Source organism: Deltaproteobacteria bacterium HGW-Deltaproteobacteria-2 (assembly GCA_002840505.1).
Classification (GTDB): Bacteria; Desulfobacterota; Syntrophia; order Syntrophales; family Smithellaceae; genus Smithella.
Map to the genome: position 1 here is coordinate 47,040 of PHBC01000010.1, position 17,544 is coordinate 64,583.

The following is a 17,544-nucleotide window of genomic DNA, read 5'->3' on the forward strand; positions in this document are numbered from 1 at the left end:
TTCGAAGCGCAAGTGGAATTATCCTAGGAGCGTAGCGACGTAGGAAATGAGAAACTAATAAATAAGCACTTCGTGTGTGAGAAATCATGATGGAGTGCTTTTTATTATGCCGATTATTATGATTTTGCTTTATTTATCCAATTATTAATCTGTGTTTTTGAAGGGACTTTATTTTTTAGTTCCGGTTTATCTGCTACATACTTTTTAATTTTACCCCAAAGATCTTCGCCATTTGCTTTTGCAAGTTTTACAACCGAATCAACCCCAAGCTTGACCAGAATATATGCATAATCATCGCCAATTCCTCTTAGACGCATCAAGTCTGCAATGCTCACCCACTCTTTAAGAAGCTTATCGCTGATGCCGGTTGAGCAGGCAATTCTTTTAAGGCCGGCAGATTTACTGCATTTCTGCAGTAAATCAAAAGTTGTTTTAATTTTTACAAGCGCCAGTTTTTTCTCAAAATATTCTCCTATCGTTTTAATTTCGGAAATCAGGCTTATATCTCCTTTAATTACCGTCTTCATCTTATTTCTAAAATCACGTACAGAAATCATCTTATCTCTTAGCAATTCCCTGTACAATGTGTCCTTTGGCTTGGTTTCGAACTCATCGATAATCTTTTTATTTCTGGCAATATTTAAATATGAGTTAAAAGCAACGTTTTTTAAATTGCTGAAGGTTTTCTCCGGATCAAATGATATCGATGCGATGTCTGTTTTCTTTATGGATTCTTCAACCTCTGTTATTGTTTCAGATTCAAATCCAAAATTATTCAAAATTGTTTTGTAACTATCAGAGAATCCATTATTCTTTATCTTTTCAACTTCACCTGCATATTCGGGATCGGAAAGTTTTATAACTCCTATATTTTCCTGTTTGATAATACGTTGCACCGTTGGAAAATTCTGCTGTAAAATAAATGCTTCTTCCTGGGCTTTTTTTAGGAGTTCCTTGCTATGTTTTTTCTGCAGGTTCTTTGCGGTAGTATTTCCGTGCTTTTGTGCGCTCAAATATCGGGAAAGCGATATTCCCGATGACTGATTAATTGCATATATGTTATTGAGAGAACCGGCTAAAGTTTTAAGTTCATAGGGCACTGGAACATTAATTGTTAAAGGTTTTACCAGTTTTGTATAATCATGTAATTTCTTATAATTTCTATCGTATTCGGGCGGATCCTTGGCCAAGCGTTTTGATTCTCCCGCAGAATAATAAGCAATGCCGATAGCAGCAGCTGCAATTGCTGCCGCCGGAGCTCCAACACCAAATGCCAGAGTACAACCTATCGAAATCGCTAAGACGGCATAACCTGCGATAACTTCATAATAAAAATCCTGAGCCAAGTCAGCATACTCTTTTTTTTCTTCTTCAACGGTCACCTTGACGGTTAAATCGCGGGCATATGTATCATTGAATCCATCCGCACATGTAACCTCTATTTCGGCTGAATATTTAAATGATTTTTCGTAAGGCTCTTGTCGGGAAAATTCTAAATAAGCTTCTGTCCACCATGTCCAATCCTTACAAATAGATATTGAGCACATTTCCGTTGATTCAGAAGGATCAAGAGCGCCTCCGGTATAAGATTCTATCACGATGTTATTATTTTCATTGCCTGATACGGAAAGATCATCTTCACGTAAATCGGTGCCTATATTTGTAATTCTTTTATTACCTACGTTTGAACACTGTAATACTAATATAAAGTTATCTTTCCAGTTAATGCTTGTGCCATTCGGGTTGCAATGCATATATATTGATAAAATATTAGGCTTTTGCGCTGTAATTATTATATTAACATCTTTAGAATCCTGTAGCACATAATGAATACCGGCCGAACTGCCTGATCCTGACCAGGATGATACATCGAGCTTAACTTCAATATGACAGCGATAAGTTTTAGTCATCGGAAAGGGACCGTTTTGGAATAGACTAGAGCTTATTCTGTAAGCCATTGAACTCCAACTTCGGGTTCCCCAACCCCATCTATCATCAAATGTCTGTGTAATTGTATCCAAAACATTGTTGTTACTATCGTATACTACCATTGAAAAAGAAGCATTATCTCGCAATGCGGTAGCTTCTATGTGTCTGACCGGTACTACCAGATATATATCATCCGCAATTTTGTCTCTATTGATGGTTATGGTGTTTTGAGCATCGGCTCTAACAAAAGGATCTTGATATCTTGTTCCCACCAGTGTTCCACTGCTTAAAAGTTCGCCAATCGTAATATATTCCGGCATAAATCCTCCTTTTTATATTTATTGGTTGGTTGTGTATGAAACAATTATAATTTTGATAAGACGTCTTTAGAAGGGCTTAAATATATAACTCTGTTTTTTATTGTCAAGGTAATATTAACTTATAATTCAATCATTTAATGTGAATATGTGATTAACACGTTTAACTGTAAGAAACAAGTTCTCTCGCGTTTTTTCATATAAAAAAGATTAGCTTGACATATTGTGCCGCAACATGTATTTACCCACATTCACAAAAACGCTTGTTTATGACGGATCCCCATCTGGCAGAACTCTCTTCCAAGTGTGGGGTTTTTTTATTAATGAGACTCGCTGAAAACAAGCGTAGCGAAGTTTGAAGCGTAAGTCGAATTATCCCAGGAGCTTAGCGACGAGGGATTTGAGGATCGCTGAAAACGAATCCCGACGAGCGAAGTGAAGTTTGAAGAGTAAGTCGAACAATCCCCGCAGCGAAGCGGAGTGGGATTGATGACACCTTTCTCCGAAAGCGAAGCGCATCGGAATTGGTAAATCGAAATATCCCTGAACGAAGTGAATGGGATTAGTTACACATTAGCAATAATTTAGAAGGTAAAAAAAGGTAAAAGGTACAAAAATAATGAAGATTGAAGATCAGAAAATTCGTAATATCGGTATAAGCGCACATATTGATTCCGGAAAAACCACGCTTACCGAGAGGATTCTTTATTATACGAAAAGAATTCATGCCATCCATGATGTCAAAGGAAAAGACGGAGTCGGCGCCACGATGGATTCCATGGAACTGGAAAAGGAACGCGGCATCACTATCGCTTCGGCAGCCACTTATTGCGAATGGAAAGGCCACGAGATAAATATTATAGACACACCGGGACATGTCGACTTTACCATGGAAGTGGAAAGATCGCTCCGTGTTTTGGATGGCGCCATTCTGGTTCTGTGTGCGGTCGGCGGCGTTCAGTCGCAATCCATTACGGTTGATCGGCAGATGAAAAGATATAAAGTTCCGAGCATTGCCTTTATTAATAAATGCGACCGTAGCGGCGCTAATCCTTTCCGTGTAATCAGCCAGTTAAAATCAAAGCTAGGCCACAATGCCGTAGCCATGCAGATTCCCATTGGTCTGGAAAATGAAGCCGAAGGCGTTGTTGATTTAGTCAGTATGAAAGCGCTTTATTTTGACGGCGAAAACGGCGAGATTGTCCGCGAGGCGGAAATTCCGCAGAATCTCCAGGAAGAAGCCAAGACAAAAAGAGAAGAGTTAATTGATGCCGCTTCGGTGTTTTCCGATGAATTGACGGAAGCAATTCTGAATGAAAGTGAAATATCTTCCGAATTGATTTATGCAGCTATGCGCATAGGTACATTGCAAAGAAAAATAACCCCTGTTTATATGGGATCAGCATATAAGAATAAAGCCATACAGCCAATGCTTGATGGTGTTAGTTATCTTTTGCCTTGCCCTTCCGATGTGGAAAATGTGGCGATGGATATGGATAATAATGAAGAACTCGTTGTGCTGGAAAATGATCCAGAAAAACCAATTGTCGCTTTGGCCTTTAAATTGGAAGATGGCAAATATGGGCAATTAACGTATGTTCGCGTTTATCAGGGAACAGTGGCCAAGGGATCGATTATTGTCAATATCCGCAACGGAAAAAAGGTGAAGGTAGGCCGCGTTGTGCGGATGCATGCCGATCAAATGGAAGATGTCGAATATCTGAAATCCGGGTACATCGGCGCGTTATTCGGAATTGAATGTTCTTCCGGCGATACTTTTACTTCCCCGGGAACAAATGTAACGATGATTTCCATGTATGTGCCCAAACCGGTCATATCTGCGGCTATAACGACCAAAGATAACAAATCGCAAATGGCTATGGCCAAGGCGCTGAATAGATTTTGTAAGGAAGATCCGACTTTTAAATCTTTTGTTGATCCCGAAACCAATGAAACAATTATCGAAGGCATGGGTGAACTGCATCTGGACATTTATGTGGAAAGAATGAGGCGGGAATATGGCGCCGACGTCACGACAGGTAATCCCCGCGTTGCTTACCGCGAGACAATCACACAGCATGCCGATTTCAATTATACCCACAAAAAACAAACCGGTGGCTCCGGCCAATTCGCTCGCATTGCCGGTTTTATTGAACCGATCAGCGATGCCGAGTTTGTTTTTGAAAATAAAATTTTCGGCGGCGCTATTCCCACACAATTTATTTCTGCTTGCGAAAAAGGATTTAAACAAAGCATGGCCAAAGGGCCGAAATTGGAATTTCCGATTACCGGCGTGAAGGTGCTCATCAATGACGGCGCTTCCCATGCGGTGGATTCTTCGGATATGGCTTTCCAGGCATGTGCTCGTGGAGCATTCAAGGACGCATATCTGCGGGCAAAGCCGGTCATTCATGAACCGATAATGAAAGTGGTCGTGGAAACTCCAACTGAATTTCAAGGTGCCGTCATGGGACTTTTAAATCAACGCCGCGGCATGATTATCGGATCTCAGGATGAAGATGTCATGTGCGTGATTGAATCACAAGTGCCGCTGGCGGAAATGTTTGGATTTTCGACTATCCTGCGTTCAGCCACACAGGGCAAAGCACAGTTCACAATGGAATTTTCCATTTACCGGCAAGTGCCGCAGTCAATCGCGGAGAAGATCACACTGGAAGCAGCTGAAAATAAAAAATCAGCCGCTTAATAAATTAAAAAGATGTTGACAAACAACAGTGCCCTGAAAAGGGAAGAAAATGTTATCCATTTAACTTATAAGGATATTATCATGATAAAAAAAGAAATGATTTTCCGCAATCCGCTGATTAATCTTGGTTATGAAAATGAAGATATTTTGCCGAGCGGAGGGTTTGGAGCGGTGCTTGCTCATGCCGGAGTAGGCAAGACAGCCTTGCTTGTTCAGATTGCTTTAAACGCGATGTTACGCGAACAGCCTGTACTGCACGTAAGCCTGAACGATGCGGTGAGCAAAGTTGATGTCTGGTATCAGGAGTTGTTTCATGATATTGCCGCGAAATTTGATGCTGCTGAAATTCAGGATTACTGGGACAACATTCAGCCTTACCGTTTTATCATGACTTTCAAAGTAGAAGGTTTCAGCGCGCCGAGGCTGGAAGAGCGTTTAACCGACTTAATGCAGCAAAATATTTTCAAACCGCATACTGTAATCATTGACGGATTTAAATTTGATGAGGCGGGTCGCGGACAGCTTGTGCAATTGAAAGAACTGGCTCATAAATATTCAATGCGTATCTGGTTTACTGTGCATACGCATCGCCATGAGCCGCCGCAGGAAAATGGTTTGCCTCTTTCTTTTTTACATGTGGCAGATTTATTTGACGTTATCGTTCAACTGGCCGCAAAAGGCGATGAAGTATATATTAAATCCCTTAAAGGAAGATCAGTCGAAGCAAAGCAAAACGATTTGGTTCTTGATCCGGCTACGATGTTGATTAAGGACGCTAAGTAATAGAGGTTCGCGATGTTTGAGTCCAATGAAGAACTTTTTCAAGCAGTGAACGAATTAATTGCCAATTTGGAAAAAAGTGGTTTTAATTCGTCAGCCTTGGAATTAAAGAGAGGATTTCAATCAATCAATGGGTTAACTGATGGTTGGGCTACGTTCCTGGAGTCCATTGAATGTGTACAGAAGAGTCATTCTATCAATATAGACTCTAATGATCTGGACAAATTACAATTAATTTACGAAACAGTATATTTTGCAGTGTACCGAAAAAAACCCAAACCCTGGTGGCAGCTCGGGTAATTATTACCCCGGGGAAAATAATTGCTGCCGGTTCCCGCCGTCGAAGTCACAGAATATCTGCTAATCAAGTATCACCAAAACCTGATCCGTTTTTACGGAATCACCTTCTTTAATATTTATTTTCTTAACTGTGCCATCAGCAGGAGCATATATAGGGATTTCCATTTTCATGGCATCCATAATAACGACCTCATCATCAGTATTAACCTTGTCGCCTACATTAACAACAATACTGATGACTTTTCCGGTCATGGGTGCTTTTATTTCCATACTCATTTTGCACATCTCCTTTTTAGTCCCTTACTTTTCATCGGGAAAACGTTTAATACTTTTATTGATAAATTGATTTTGTATCAATACCCAAATTACAAAGTAAGGTCAATAAAATTATAAATGTTTTTTAAATTAGAATAATTAGTAATAATTAGTAATATTTTAGGAAAATTTTCTTGAAATATTGCGTTATATTGTTTATGCAGTCTTATCGTCTTTATAAGGAGGGATTATGTCCGGTGAACTAATGAACACCAAAGAAGTTGCCAGATATCTTGATATTCACGAAAAGCAGGTTTATCTGCTGATCAAAGCCGGAAAAATTCCCTGCACAAGAGTCACCGGCAAGTGGATTTTCCCCGTCAGACTTATTGATGAGTGGATAAGAAACAGCGCACAGGATTCTCTCCAGCAGGCCAGAAAGAAAATAAATCAAATCGAAGGAGCGCTTCTGGCAGCGGGGAGCAATGATCCGGTTCTGGATATGCTTCTGACTGCAATCAAAAAGGATCACCCTGACTTTAATATTTTTTCAGCCAACACAGGTAGTGTAGGTGGTCTGGAAGCGCTCAATACGGGTCTGACGGACATTGCGTTTTCTCATCTTCTTGATCCCGAAACAGGCGATTACAATATTCCTTATTTAAAACAGTACTGTCCTGATAATCATCCGGTTGTCGTGAATATGTTTTATCGTCAGGTGGGATTTATCATCGTAAAATCAAGAATCAATGTATTTAAAGGATGGGAAAGTCTGACTAGCAAAAAGATTCGCTTTGTGAATCGGCAGAAAGGATCAGGGATAAGAATTCTGCTGAATCATGAACTGCGAGAAAGAGACATCTCTGGTGACAGCATCAAAGGTTATGAAAATGAAGTTTATACGCATTTTGAAGTTGGCCTCGCGCTCATTTCAGGCGAAGCAGATGTGGGCGTTGCCTCTGCCGCTGTGGCGAAAATACTCGACTTGAATTTTCAACCATTAATCAGTGAGCGTTTCGATATGATTCTGGATAAGAATACTTTTTTCCAACCGGCCATTCAGACTTTTATTGAGACACTCAAATCCGAACAATTTAAAAACCATGTGGGACGTATCGGTAATTATGATTTTAAAGATGCGGGGCGTATTTTCCATTCTTAGAAAAATTATTAATGAAAATAAATTGAGGTAAGGAGGATTAAGAATGAAATTATTTATCGGAAAATTGACGGTGTTGCTTATTTTAGTATGGTCGTCTCTGGCGTTGGCCGTCAATGGGGATAAATTTGTATTTTTGTCCAGCACAATCGGTCCGATTGATGCCGGAATTGTCAGCGCTCTTGAAGATCAGTTTGAAAAAGACACAGGCATCCGTGTGCGTCATGTGGGCGCGGGAACGGGAGCTGCTTTGGATATTGCGCGCAAATGCGAAATTGATCTGGTTATGGTTCATGCCAAATCTTTGGAAGAAAAATTTATCGCTGATAGTTTCGGCACAGAAAGAATTCCCTTGATGTATAATGATTTTGTTATTGTCGGACCGGTTTCCGATCCGGCGGCAATCAAGGGAACGAAAACAGCAGCGGAAGCATTAAAGAAAATTATGGATAGCAACTCTCTGTTTATCAGCCGCGGTGACAAATCAGGCACACATGTCGCGGAAATGGAACTCTGGGGAAAGGCCGGAATTAAACCTTCAGGTTCATGGTATGCCGTTTACGCAAAGGGAGCTGAAGGCAATGTTCCCACGCTTAAATATACCGATCAAAAAGAAGCTTACACGGTGATTGATCGAGCGACTTATCTATCCATAAAAGACCAGATCACGCTGGCAGTATTGGTCGAAGGTGATGAGGCTCTTTTAAATTTTATTTCATTAATACCAGTCAATAAGGCAAAATGTCCCAAGGTCAACATGAAAGACACAAAGACATTTGTAAAATGGCTGACCTCTCCCAAGAAAGGCCAACTGATTATCCGTGATTTCGGCAAGGATAAGTTCGGCGCGGCTCTTTTCTTTCCCAATTCTATAGAATGGCAGAAAGTACAAAAGAAATAAAAGAATAAATTTAATATAAAGGAGAAAAATAATGAAAATGTTCAGAAGTAGTAAAGTTATAATAACGTTGATGTTAGCCGCGTTGCTTTTCGCGTTCGGAACGTCAAACGTTTTTGCAGCGAAAGCCGCGCCCAAACAAAAGAATATCATTCTGGCGACCACAACAAGTACTCAGGACACGGGTCTGCTCGATGTTTTGATTCCCATTTTTGAAAAGAAGACAGGTTACTTTGTAAAGACGATTGCCGTGGGCTCCGGTCAGGCCATGAAGATGGGGGAAAAAGGCGAGGCGGATGTAATGCTGGTTCATTCACCGGATGCTGAAAAGAAATTTGTTGCTGATGGTTTTGGTATAAACAGACAACTGGTTATGCATAATGATTTCATTATCGTCGGACCAGGCACAGATCCGGCCAAGATCAAGGGCGTGAAGTCTTCGGCTGAAGCTCTTAAAATGGTCGCTAAAGCGGAAGGTTTGTTTTTATCGCGCGGAGATAACTCGGGAACACACGCCAAAGAAAAAGTTTTATGGAAAAAAGCAGAAGTAACTCCTGCCGGACAAAAATGGTATCAGGAAACCGGATTGGGAATGGGACAGACTTTAAATGTTGCCGCGGAGAAAAAAGGTTATACGCTGACTGATCGCGGAACTTATTTGTCTTTGAAGAAAAATCTGGGATTGGATATACTGGTAGAAGGTGATGCTGCTCTTCTTAACATTTATCATGTGATTGAAGTCAACAGCGCCAAATGGCCCAAAGCCAATGCCGCCGGAGCCAAAGCATTTGCCGATTTCATGGTTTCCCAAAATACTCAGAAGATCATTAAGACCTTCGGTGTTGATAAATACGGCTCTCCGTTATTCTTCTCCGATGCCGGAAAGAAAGTTGAAGATTTGGGTAAATAATTTTAGTAAAAGTATTGCAGGTTTTATAAAGTGGATTTAATTGTTCAGGGAATCATAAAAGCTTTTGAGTTAATTATTACTTTTGATCCTGAAGTATTGGGAATAACGTGGCTGTCTTTGAAAATATCAGGGACAGCCACGTTTATCAGCCTTTTTATCGGGGTTTCCATTGGCACGGCCGTCGCTTTAAACAATTTTTTCGGAAAAAGATTTGTTATCAGTCTAATCAATACTGGTATGGGTCTGCCGCCGGTGGTTGTCGGTCTTTTCGTTACGATGCTGATCTGGCGCAGTGGCCCTTTCGGATTTCTGGAAATCCTCTATACTCCCTATGCCATGATTATTGCGCAGGCGATTATCGCCACACCGATTGTCATGGGGATATCTCTGGCCTCCATTCAAAACCTGCCGCCGAATCTGCGTCTGCAAATTTTGTCTCTGGGCGCAAGCCGTTTGCAGATGGTGTGGATATTGATTAAAGAAGCGAAACTGCCACTTCTGGCGGCGGTCATGGCGGGTTTCGGTGGCGTTATTTCCGAAGTCGGCGCTTCCATCATGGTCGGTGGTAACATTAAAGGATATTCGCGGGTGCTTACCACAGCCACGGTTATGGAAACCGGCAAGGGAAATTTTGATATTGCCATCGCGTTGGGCATTATTCTTTTAATCCTCGCCTTTATTATCAACGCTCTGCTTACACAACTACAGCAAAGGCAGCATCCCCGATGAAATCCGAAGTTCTGATGAAGGCGGAAAATATAATTTTAAAGCGCGGCGGCGTGACCGTGTTGGATATTCCTGAATTGCATGTGCGACAGGGCAGGATTCTGGCGCTGATCGGTCCCAACGGCGCAGGGAAATCGACACTGCTTTTAATGATGGCCGGTTTATTAAAACCTCAGCAGGGGAAGATTTATTTTCAGGGTTTGCCCCTGGAAACGAGAGCGGATCTGGCAATGCTGCGCCGTCATGTGTCTGTCGTTTTTCAGGAGCCATTGCTTTTGAATAATTCCGTTTTTGAAAATGTGGCGCTGGGCTTGAAGTTTCGCAAAATAAAAAATGAGGAAATAAAAACCAGGGTTCAAAGTGCTTTGGATTATTTCGGAATAAGCCAGTTGGAAAAAAGATCGGCTCGGGCACTTTCCGGAGGAGAAGCAAAAAGGGTTTCGCTGGCCAGGGCGTTTGCCATCAAACCTCAAATCATATTGCTTGACGAAGCATTCAACTCGCTTGATCCGCCATCCAGAGAAACCATTATTGACGATTTAAAGCGGATATTGGAAGAAACGAAAATCACGGCGGTGCTGGCTCTGCACGACAGGGAAGAAACGTTGCGTCTGGCGCAGGATGTCAGTGTCATGAACAGCGGTAAAATCGTGCAGTCAGGAACTACCGCCGAAATATTTAATCAGCCGGATTCGGAGTTTGTGGCCAATTTTGTCGGTACGGAAACAATACTGGAGGGAACGGTGAAAAGCTGTTCGGTGGGGAATATCGTTGTTTCAGTTTATGGAAAGGAAATAGCGGCCATAGGCGATTGTTCCATCGGACAAAAGGTTTACTGCTGTTTGAGGCCGGAGAATATTACTGTATCCAGCCAAGTTCAGAGTAAAATAAGCGCGCGCAATATCTTTGAAGCAAAAGTAACCAAAATTATCCGCCAGGGATTTTTTAATAAACTGATTCTCGACTGTGGATTCCCTCTGGTCGCATACGTTACAATAACTTCCTGCGAAGATTTAGGCATAACTCAAGGGGCTACCGTAGTCGCTTCCTTCAAGGCAACATCCGTTCATGTCATCAATAAAAACGGTTATTTATAATGCTACTTGCCTTTCATCTGGCTTGGCTTGAGAATCTTTCAATTCTTGATGATATCCGAGCTCAATTATATTTTTGTATTACATTGAAAAAGTTTAAGTTTTACAAATATTATGATTTAAAAATTTTATAAAATTAATCTTTACTTTTAATTTTCTATCGCTTATAAATATTAAATATGTTCAATTATTAAAAAAATTCCTTGAAAGGAGGATTGCTTATGAAGAAACATTCTTTCCCTTATTTAGTTCTAATCGTAACTTCATTTCTGCTTTTAACTTTATCATCGTTTGTTTCGGCAGCGGAACCCATACAAGCCGCTCAAGAACCGGTAGAAATTTATAATCCGTTCTATGTTGGAGTTTTCGGTGGCTGGGTCATACCCGCTGATGACCTCAAGATAGAAAACGGGGAGAAAATAGAAATTCATCTCAATCAAAGCTGGGCTGCCGGCGCCAAGGTTGGGTATATTTTCCCAGTCAAATGGCTGGCTGTCGAGTTGGAGTATACTTTTCTGTCGGGACAGCATGCCGATGCGCCTACAATAGGATACTTTAGAGCACACAACGCGATGGGCAACCTTATACTGAGATATCCTTACGGGATGATTCGCCCCTATATTGGAGGCGGTGCCGGCTGGTCATGGGGTGAATTCGCCAGGTTCGAGGACAATGATACAAAAGCTAATGCTTTCGGATGGCAGGCATTAGCAGGTATAAACCTGGAAATCATTCCGAGTTTGTCGGTCGATTTTGGATACCGCTATTTCAGCAGCAAATATGAAATTGAGGATGTCAATGTTACAGCCGCAGATCACATGATTTTGGTTGGACTGAATTACCACTTCGGCGGTGCGAAGCCTGTTCCACCCCCGCCCCCACCGGAACCAGAACCTGTCGTCGTACCGGTTGTTAAGGAAAAGAAGTGTCCCAATACGCCTTCGTGCTGTGTCGTTGACACGGAAGGATGTCCCTTTGATTCCGACAAGGATGGTATATGTGATGGTTGCGATAAGTGCCCCGATACACCCTCCTGCTGTATTGTCGATGAGAATGGATGTTCCAAGGATTCCGACAATGATGGTGTGTGCGACGGTTGTGACAAGTGTCCTGATACGCTTGCCGGTTGCACAGTCGATGAAAACGGTTGCCCCAAAGATACCGACAATGATGGCGTGTGTGACGGTAGAGACAAGTGCCCCGACACTCCTGCCGGTGTGAAGGTGGATAAGGATGGTTGTCCTATCCCGGAGATTGTAGAGAAAGGAAGAACGACCCTCAATGTATTGTTTGATTTCGACAAATCCGCCATCAAGGGAAACTATTCTAAGGATATTGATGCGCTGGCTGATGTTATGAAGAAATATGAGGATTTAAACGTAACAATCGAAGGACATACCGATAACATTAATAGATCCAAAGATCCGGACTACAATAAAAAACTTTCCCAGCGACGGGCTAATGCCGTAAAGAAATACTTGGTAGAAAAATCAGGTATTGACGCCAAGCGCCTGACCGCAATCGGCTTCGGTGCGGGAAAACCAATCGACTCTAATAAAACAAAAGAAGGGCGTCAGAAAAACCGGCGTGTAGAAGCGGCAGTGGATTACATTATCAAAAAGTAAGTATTGGTTATTAGAATAAAAAAAACCCGTGGCAATTCCGTCACGGGTTTTTTTATTTGCAGGGAATGCAAACATATTAACATCAATGATAAATTCCCTTATTGAAGCTTGGCAGGCGTAATACCCCGCAGTTTGTTGCGGAATCTGTTTCTAGCGCTTACTTTGACCCGTGATTCCATGTAAATTTAAACTCATACCAAGTTGCATTCAAAAGATAACGAGGCGGCAAGGAGGAGGGTCCGCAGGCGTATATGAAAATACGTTGAGGAAGCCGACCCCGGCCTGCGCCGGGGCAGGCTATGCAACAAAGTTAGCTAAAGACCGGAAGCGCATCCCGCGCAGGGGATCGCATAATAAATCAAATTTTTACCTTACCGGTAAGTTACCGCCTGTCAGGCGGTAACTTACATGCGACTTGATATCAGGTTTTTGTAATCGGCTTCGAACGATCGATAATATAGCCCTGAATAGCATCAATATTAAGTTCTCGCAGAATCTGCCATTGCTTTTCTGTCTCGACGCCTTCAGCTATTACTATTACATCAATACTATGAGCCACACTGCAAATGGAGCTGATGAAAAAACGACTGTCACTGTCTTCATCTTTCAATTCACCCGTGTATGCCCGGTCAATTTTCACGTAATCCGGCCGCAAGGATTGAAGGTATTTCAAGTTCCCGCAACTTTGACCATAATGGTCCAACCCCAATTTATGGCCGCACGCACGAATAACTGCAGTGAAAGACTTTAAAATATTTTCATTTTGTACGGCGCCGAATTCTGCAAATTCAAAAATTATCCTGGGTGCTTTTTCTGGTAAATTTACCAAATTATTTTGCACCCACTGAACAAATGATTCATCCTGCAAGGAAGAAGGCGATAAATTGACCGCGACAGTATCAGCGCCAAGATCCTTGCGATCAAGTTTCATAACTTCTTCGATAATCATGCGATCCAGAGAAGAAACCAGCTTTAAGCGCTCGGCAACAGGGATGAATACTCCGGCATTGATAATTTCACCTTCTTCAAGAATAATTCGTGAAAATATCTCCTGATGAAGTAAGATATTCCTATCCCCGGCGTCTACAACAGGCTGGGCGTACAGGACAATCCGGCGGTCTTTAAGCACTTTTTCCAACGCTTCCTTCCACTGCAACTGGCCGAAAGGAGACTTCTCGGTGTTTTCCATAACCGTGCGGACATGCCAGGCATTAGCCCCGGTTTGTGTGGCAGAGGCCAGCGCCAGATCAGCTTCCGCAAGAAGTTGGCCAAGGGTAACAGATCGGTCATAGGCGCAGGTTCCAACATTAGAAACATTTTCCGTAGCTGTGATATCCGCAGCAGCCAGAGAGCTAAGCGTGTTAGCCACTTCTCCGGAAAGCCGGGCTGCTTCGGATGGCGGATAATCGGGCAGAAATAAGACAAAATCGCTTCCGGAAAGACGGGCCAGAACTGAACCCGCAAGCTTTGCCGCAATCTCCTGCATTAATGTCGCAACTCTCTTCAACAATTCGTCAGCAACGAGAAAACCTCTTTGTTGATTGAGTGTTTCCAACCCGTTAATGCGGACCAGCAATAAAATTCCTTTCATGTCGCTGTCTTTGTTATCAAGACAGGCGGTAACCTGGCTTTCGAAATAGCGGCGATTGCCAATACCCGTTAGTGAATCGTTATAAGCACGCTGACGGAGTCCTTCGGCTTGTATAACCTGTTCGGAAAACATTTCTTTCACTTTTTCCGTCATGCGGTTCATCACAAAAACAATACGTCGAAGTTCTCTTGTTCTTGGTATCTTTGTCTGGATCTCGTATTCCTTTCGGCATAAAGCATCTGCCTGCTGTTCAACGAGGACCAGGGGACGCAGAAGCATACGTAATCCAAAGCCGCCCGCGATCAATATGAAAATTCCGCATAGCGCAAAAAGTAAGGTTGTATGTTTAATATCCTGCCACAGACTGTTGTAAGCATATCCCGCATGGCTTTTTACATAAATTGTTCCCGCCTGGCGCCAACCGGCCGTGACATAGGCATTGGCCTCGGGTACTTTTAATGGGACCAGCTTGATGAACCATGAAGGCACTCCTTCAATGACCACCTTCAGATTTCTTTCTAATAAGATCTTTCCGTTAGGGTCAATAAATCTGATCGTTTCGTAATATCCCCTGTCGAAAATGGCGTTGATAATGGTTTCCACGCTGACCATGTCGTCCGGGTATTGCGAGACGGCAAGGCCGAGAGAACTTGCAGTATCCTGAGCGTGGGATTCAAGCTGGTTTGTCAGGAATGATCGTGTGCTCTCAAACTTGGCGAACCATGTTCCCGTGAAAAGAATTAAAAACAATAATACAGTAAAAATAACTAATTGCCTGTAAAGAGTCATTTAAAGCCTCCTGTTAAATTAAATTCCAGTTCCTGCCATTCTTTGCAGAAGATCATTCCATGCCGCAAGCCTGCTGCTTTTACCGGCTAATTTCCCCTGTCCGCGGTCGTGAGCCAGCCATAGTCCTGCACCGTTGAAAGTAAATATGGGTAGAAGATCCCGTCGTTGCGATGCCGGATTAATGGAATCAACGAGACTGTCGAGGATTAAAGGTTCGGCTCCTGGGTTGCTGTAGTACAACATAACCATGTGAAAAATATTGTATTGTAGTGCCTTAACATAGGCTATTCTCAGCTTTTCTTCGGGCACTCCCATCAATTTGAGGCTGAAATATTTGGCAATGGCATAATCCTCACAATCTCCAGCGCCTCTGGATAGAAATTCAACCGGAGTCGCCCAGTAATCTTTTGTTCCGTAAAGATCTATATCATTTACGAAAACAATTTTTTTATTGAAAAAAGAATTTATTTTTTCCAGTTTTTCCCTGTCAGGTCCGCCCTCATTCTTTAAAATGTCTTCCCAGGAAACGAGACGCATCCGTGCTTCCTGACCGTATTTTTCCTGTGCTTTTTGAAGGACCTTCTGGTCGATATGAAATTTTTCTCCCGTAAAGACCAGCCCCGTCACAACCAGTCCTACGAAAACAACGACTCCAAACAGCATGATTTTGATTTTATTGGAATTTACGGTGGATTCAAGAGATGCCAAGATTCGTGATCCCTTTTTTAAAAAATAACGAGAGCAACTTATTATTGAAACTCCAAATCCGGAAGCTAAGAACCTAAAGGTCACTATTAGGTGCAACGGAATTGGTAAGCTGAACAATCCCGCGAAGCGGAGGGATTAATATCCCACAGCTTGCTTTGGAGTTAATACCCGTGATTGACTCCATTTATTTGGAAAAACGAAATTATTACGGATTCTTCGTAAGTTTTTATAATCATAGATTATATATCCTGTCAAGGCAATTGATTTTTACATGAAGGTGTGTATGCGATAAAAGAAACTAAGTAGGGAATAAGTAAAATATTTTAGATCTATTGTACCAAGGTACAATAGACGTGCAAATATAAAGTAGATAAGATATCTGAAAACTAATAAAAAATTAACCAAATAAGGAGAAAATATATTATGGGTGAGATCAAAAATCCTGCAACGAGCGAAGTTGGGCATCAGGTAACAGGAAAGGTTGCCATACTATATGGGACCGTGAAAGCCATATCACCTGATGGTACAGTGCGGATACTTCAATTAAACAGTCTTGTTTTTGCAGATGACCGCATTATCACCGGAGATGACGGAAGCATATCGATTGTTTTTGATACACCCACTCATATTCAATTGGATCTCGGCAGAGTGTCTGATGTGGTCATTGATGAGGATGTGTACGGGGTTGTTTCGCCGGGTGTTTCCGCTGAAGCCTCTGCTGAAAAGGAAGCCATACAGAAAGCACTGCTGGCGGGTGATCAGCCATTGGAATTGGATGCGACAGCCGCCGGTATAGAAGCAAGCTCAGGCGGGGGTCATCCCGTATTTGTTGTAACCCCTGACTGGTCTGAAGTAACACCGGAAAGCGGAGCTGAAACGCAAGGGATAACATGGGGATTAGCGGAAGCCCAGACTTATGATGCTAATCAGGAGAACTCGATTCCAACCATTACCGTTGATACGGGAAATGAGGGCAGTGGCAACATAGGTGATGGCGCTGATGTCGTGTCCGAATCCGGTCTGGCGACTGGTTCCCATGCTGACGATAATACCGAGTTTGCCTACGGCACGTTTACCGTATCCGATCCGGACGGCCTGGCTGATATCCAGAGCATCACGATCAACGGTACGACGATACCGATTGGAAGCCTTCAGGGTGCAGTTATCCATGGCACGAATGGCGACTTGACCATTACGAGCTACAACAGTACGACGGGTGTAGCCGAGTATACCTATGAGTTAAAGACGCCGGCCACGGACGGTCCGGGCACAGAGGCGGACGTTTTCCAGCTGACAATTTCCGACGGTACGGACACCTCGGCACCGGCGACGATCACCTTTGAGATTGATGACGATGTACCAACGGCGGTGATTGACAACAACATCATCTTGGAAAACACGACCACGATTGAGGGCAATGTGCTTGCCAACGACCTGCCGGGGGCGGACACACCGGCGACCTTCGTCAGTTGGAACTCAACTGCTGCTACTTATGGAACCTTCATTGATACTGGTAACGGCACATATACATACGTTTTGGACAACGCAAATCCGGCAGTTCATGGTCTGGCAGCTGGTCAGTCCTTGACGGAAAACTTATCCTACACGATGCAGGATGCTGACGGTGATCAATCCACGACCATCCTTACGATTACAATCGAAGGCACGAATGATCAAAAGGTCTCCATCGCCGTCGATCCGGCAGCAGTAGCCGAAGACGGCACCACAAACCTGACCTACACCGTAACACTGGATC

Annotated in this window: 14 protein-coding genes; 10 read left to right on the top strand and 4 right to left on the bottom strand. The window is 42.7% G+C overall.

The genetic code is table 11. The annotated features are described in order from the left end of the window. Positions 1–116 precede the first annotated feature (116 nt). The gene (locus CVU62_15005) at positions 117–2,249 is read right to left on the bottom strand and encodes a hypothetical protein (protein ID PKN36461.1); all 2,133 of its coding nucleotides are present in this window, start codon (positions 2,247–2,249) and stop codon (positions 117–119) included. A 616-nt stretch (positions 2,250–2,865) separates the two neighbouring features. Between CVU62_15005 and CVU62_15010 the strand changes: the two genes are divergently transcribed. Genes CVU62_15010 through CVU62_15020 form a run of 3 tightly spaced genes read left to right on the top strand, consistent with a single transcriptional unit; the run spans position 2,866 to position 6,033 of the window. Next, positions 2,866–4,953, top strand: coding sequence for an elongation factor G (locus CVU62_15010; GenBank protein PKN36462.1), 2,088 nt, complete (start codon positions 2,866–2,868; stop codon positions 4,951–4,953). A 12-nt stretch (positions 4,954–4,965) separates the two neighbouring features. Then, a complete protein-coding gene (locus CVU62_15015; protein ID PKN36463.1) occupies positions 4,966–5,736 on the top strand; it encodes a cytoplasmic protein in 771 nt (256 codons plus the stop codon). 12 nt (positions 5,737–5,748) lie between these two features. Continuing rightward, positions 5,749–6,033, top strand: a complete 285-nt coding sequence (locus CVU62_15020) for a hypothetical protein (protein ID PKN36464.1) — start codon at positions 5,749–5,751, stop codon at positions 6,031–6,033. Positions 6,034–6,093: 60 nt separating this feature from the next. Here CVU62_15020 and CVU62_15025 read toward each other — a convergent pair whose 3' ends face one another. Beyond that, a complete protein-coding gene (locus tag CVU62_15025; GenBank protein ID PKN36465.1) occupies positions 6,094–6,309 on the bottom strand; it encodes an acetyl-CoA carboxylase biotin carboxyl carrier protein subunit in 216 nt (71 codons plus the stop codon). A 229-nt stretch (positions 6,310–6,538) separates the two neighbouring features. Between CVU62_15025 and CVU62_15030 the strand changes: the two genes are divergently transcribed. The 6 genes from CVU62_15030 to CVU62_15055 all read left to right on the top strand — a co-directional run bounded on the left by CVU62_15030 (position 6,539) and on the right by CVU62_15055 (position 12,700). Further along, a complete protein-coding gene (locus CVU62_15030; GenBank protein ID PKN36466.1) occupies positions 6,539–7,450 on the top strand; it encodes a DNA-binding protein in 912 nt (303 codons plus the stop codon). A gap of 43 nt (positions 7,451–7,493) precedes the next feature. Further along, positions 7,494–8,348, top strand: a complete 855-nt coding sequence (locus CVU62_15035) for a tungsten ABC transporter permease (GenBank protein PKN36467.1) — start codon at positions 7,494–7,496, stop codon at positions 8,346–8,348. Between the two features lie 37 nt (positions 8,349–8,385). Further along, positions 8,386–9,255, top strand: a complete 870-nt coding sequence (locus CVU62_15040) for a tungsten ABC transporter substrate-binding protein (protein PKN36474.1) — start codon at positions 8,386–8,388, stop codon at positions 9,253–9,255. A 30-nt stretch (positions 9,256–9,285) separates the two neighbouring features. Beyond that, the gene (locus CVU62_15045; GenBank protein ID PKN36468.1) at positions 9,286–9,984 is read left to right on the top strand and encodes a tungstate transporter permease; all 699 of its coding nucleotides are present in this window, start codon (positions 9,286–9,288) and stop codon (positions 9,982–9,984) included. Further along, positions 9,981–11,078, top strand: coding sequence for an ABC transporter ATP-binding protein (locus CVU62_15050; protein ID PKN36469.1), 1,098 nt, complete (start codon positions 9,981–9,983; stop codon positions 11,076–11,078). Before CVU62_15045 ends, CVU62_15050 begins: the two co-directional genes overlap by 4 nt. A gap of 218 nt (positions 11,079–11,296) precedes the next feature. Then, positions 11,297–12,700 (top strand): hypothetical protein, encoded by a 1,404-nt coding sequence (locus CVU62_15055; GenBank protein PKN36470.1) that lies wholly within the window; start codon positions 11,297–11,299, stop codon positions 12,698–12,700. 421 nt (positions 12,701–13,121) lie between these two features. Here CVU62_15055 and CVU62_15060 read toward each other — a convergent pair whose 3' ends face one another. Both CVU62_15060 and CVU62_15065 read right to left on the bottom strand, forming a co-directional pair. After that, entirely contained in the window at positions 13,122–15,080 is a 1,959-nt protein-coding gene (locus tag CVU62_15060) for a GGDEF-domain containing protein (protein ID PKN36471.1), read from the bottom strand. Between the two features lie 18 nt (positions 15,081–15,098). Then, the gene (locus CVU62_15065) at positions 15,099–15,743 is read right to left on the bottom strand and encodes a sulfate adenylyltransferase (protein PKN36475.1); all 645 of its coding nucleotides are present in this window, start codon (positions 15,741–15,743) and stop codon (positions 15,099–15,101) included. A gap of 468 nt (positions 15,744–16,211) precedes the next feature. On the opposite strand from CVU62_15065, the gene CVU62_15070 reads away from it, so the two are divergent. After that, positions 16,212–17,544, top strand: a 1,333-nt coding sequence (locus tag CVU62_15070) for a hypothetical protein (GenBank protein ID PKN36472.1), incomplete at its 3' end; no start/stop codon positions are given.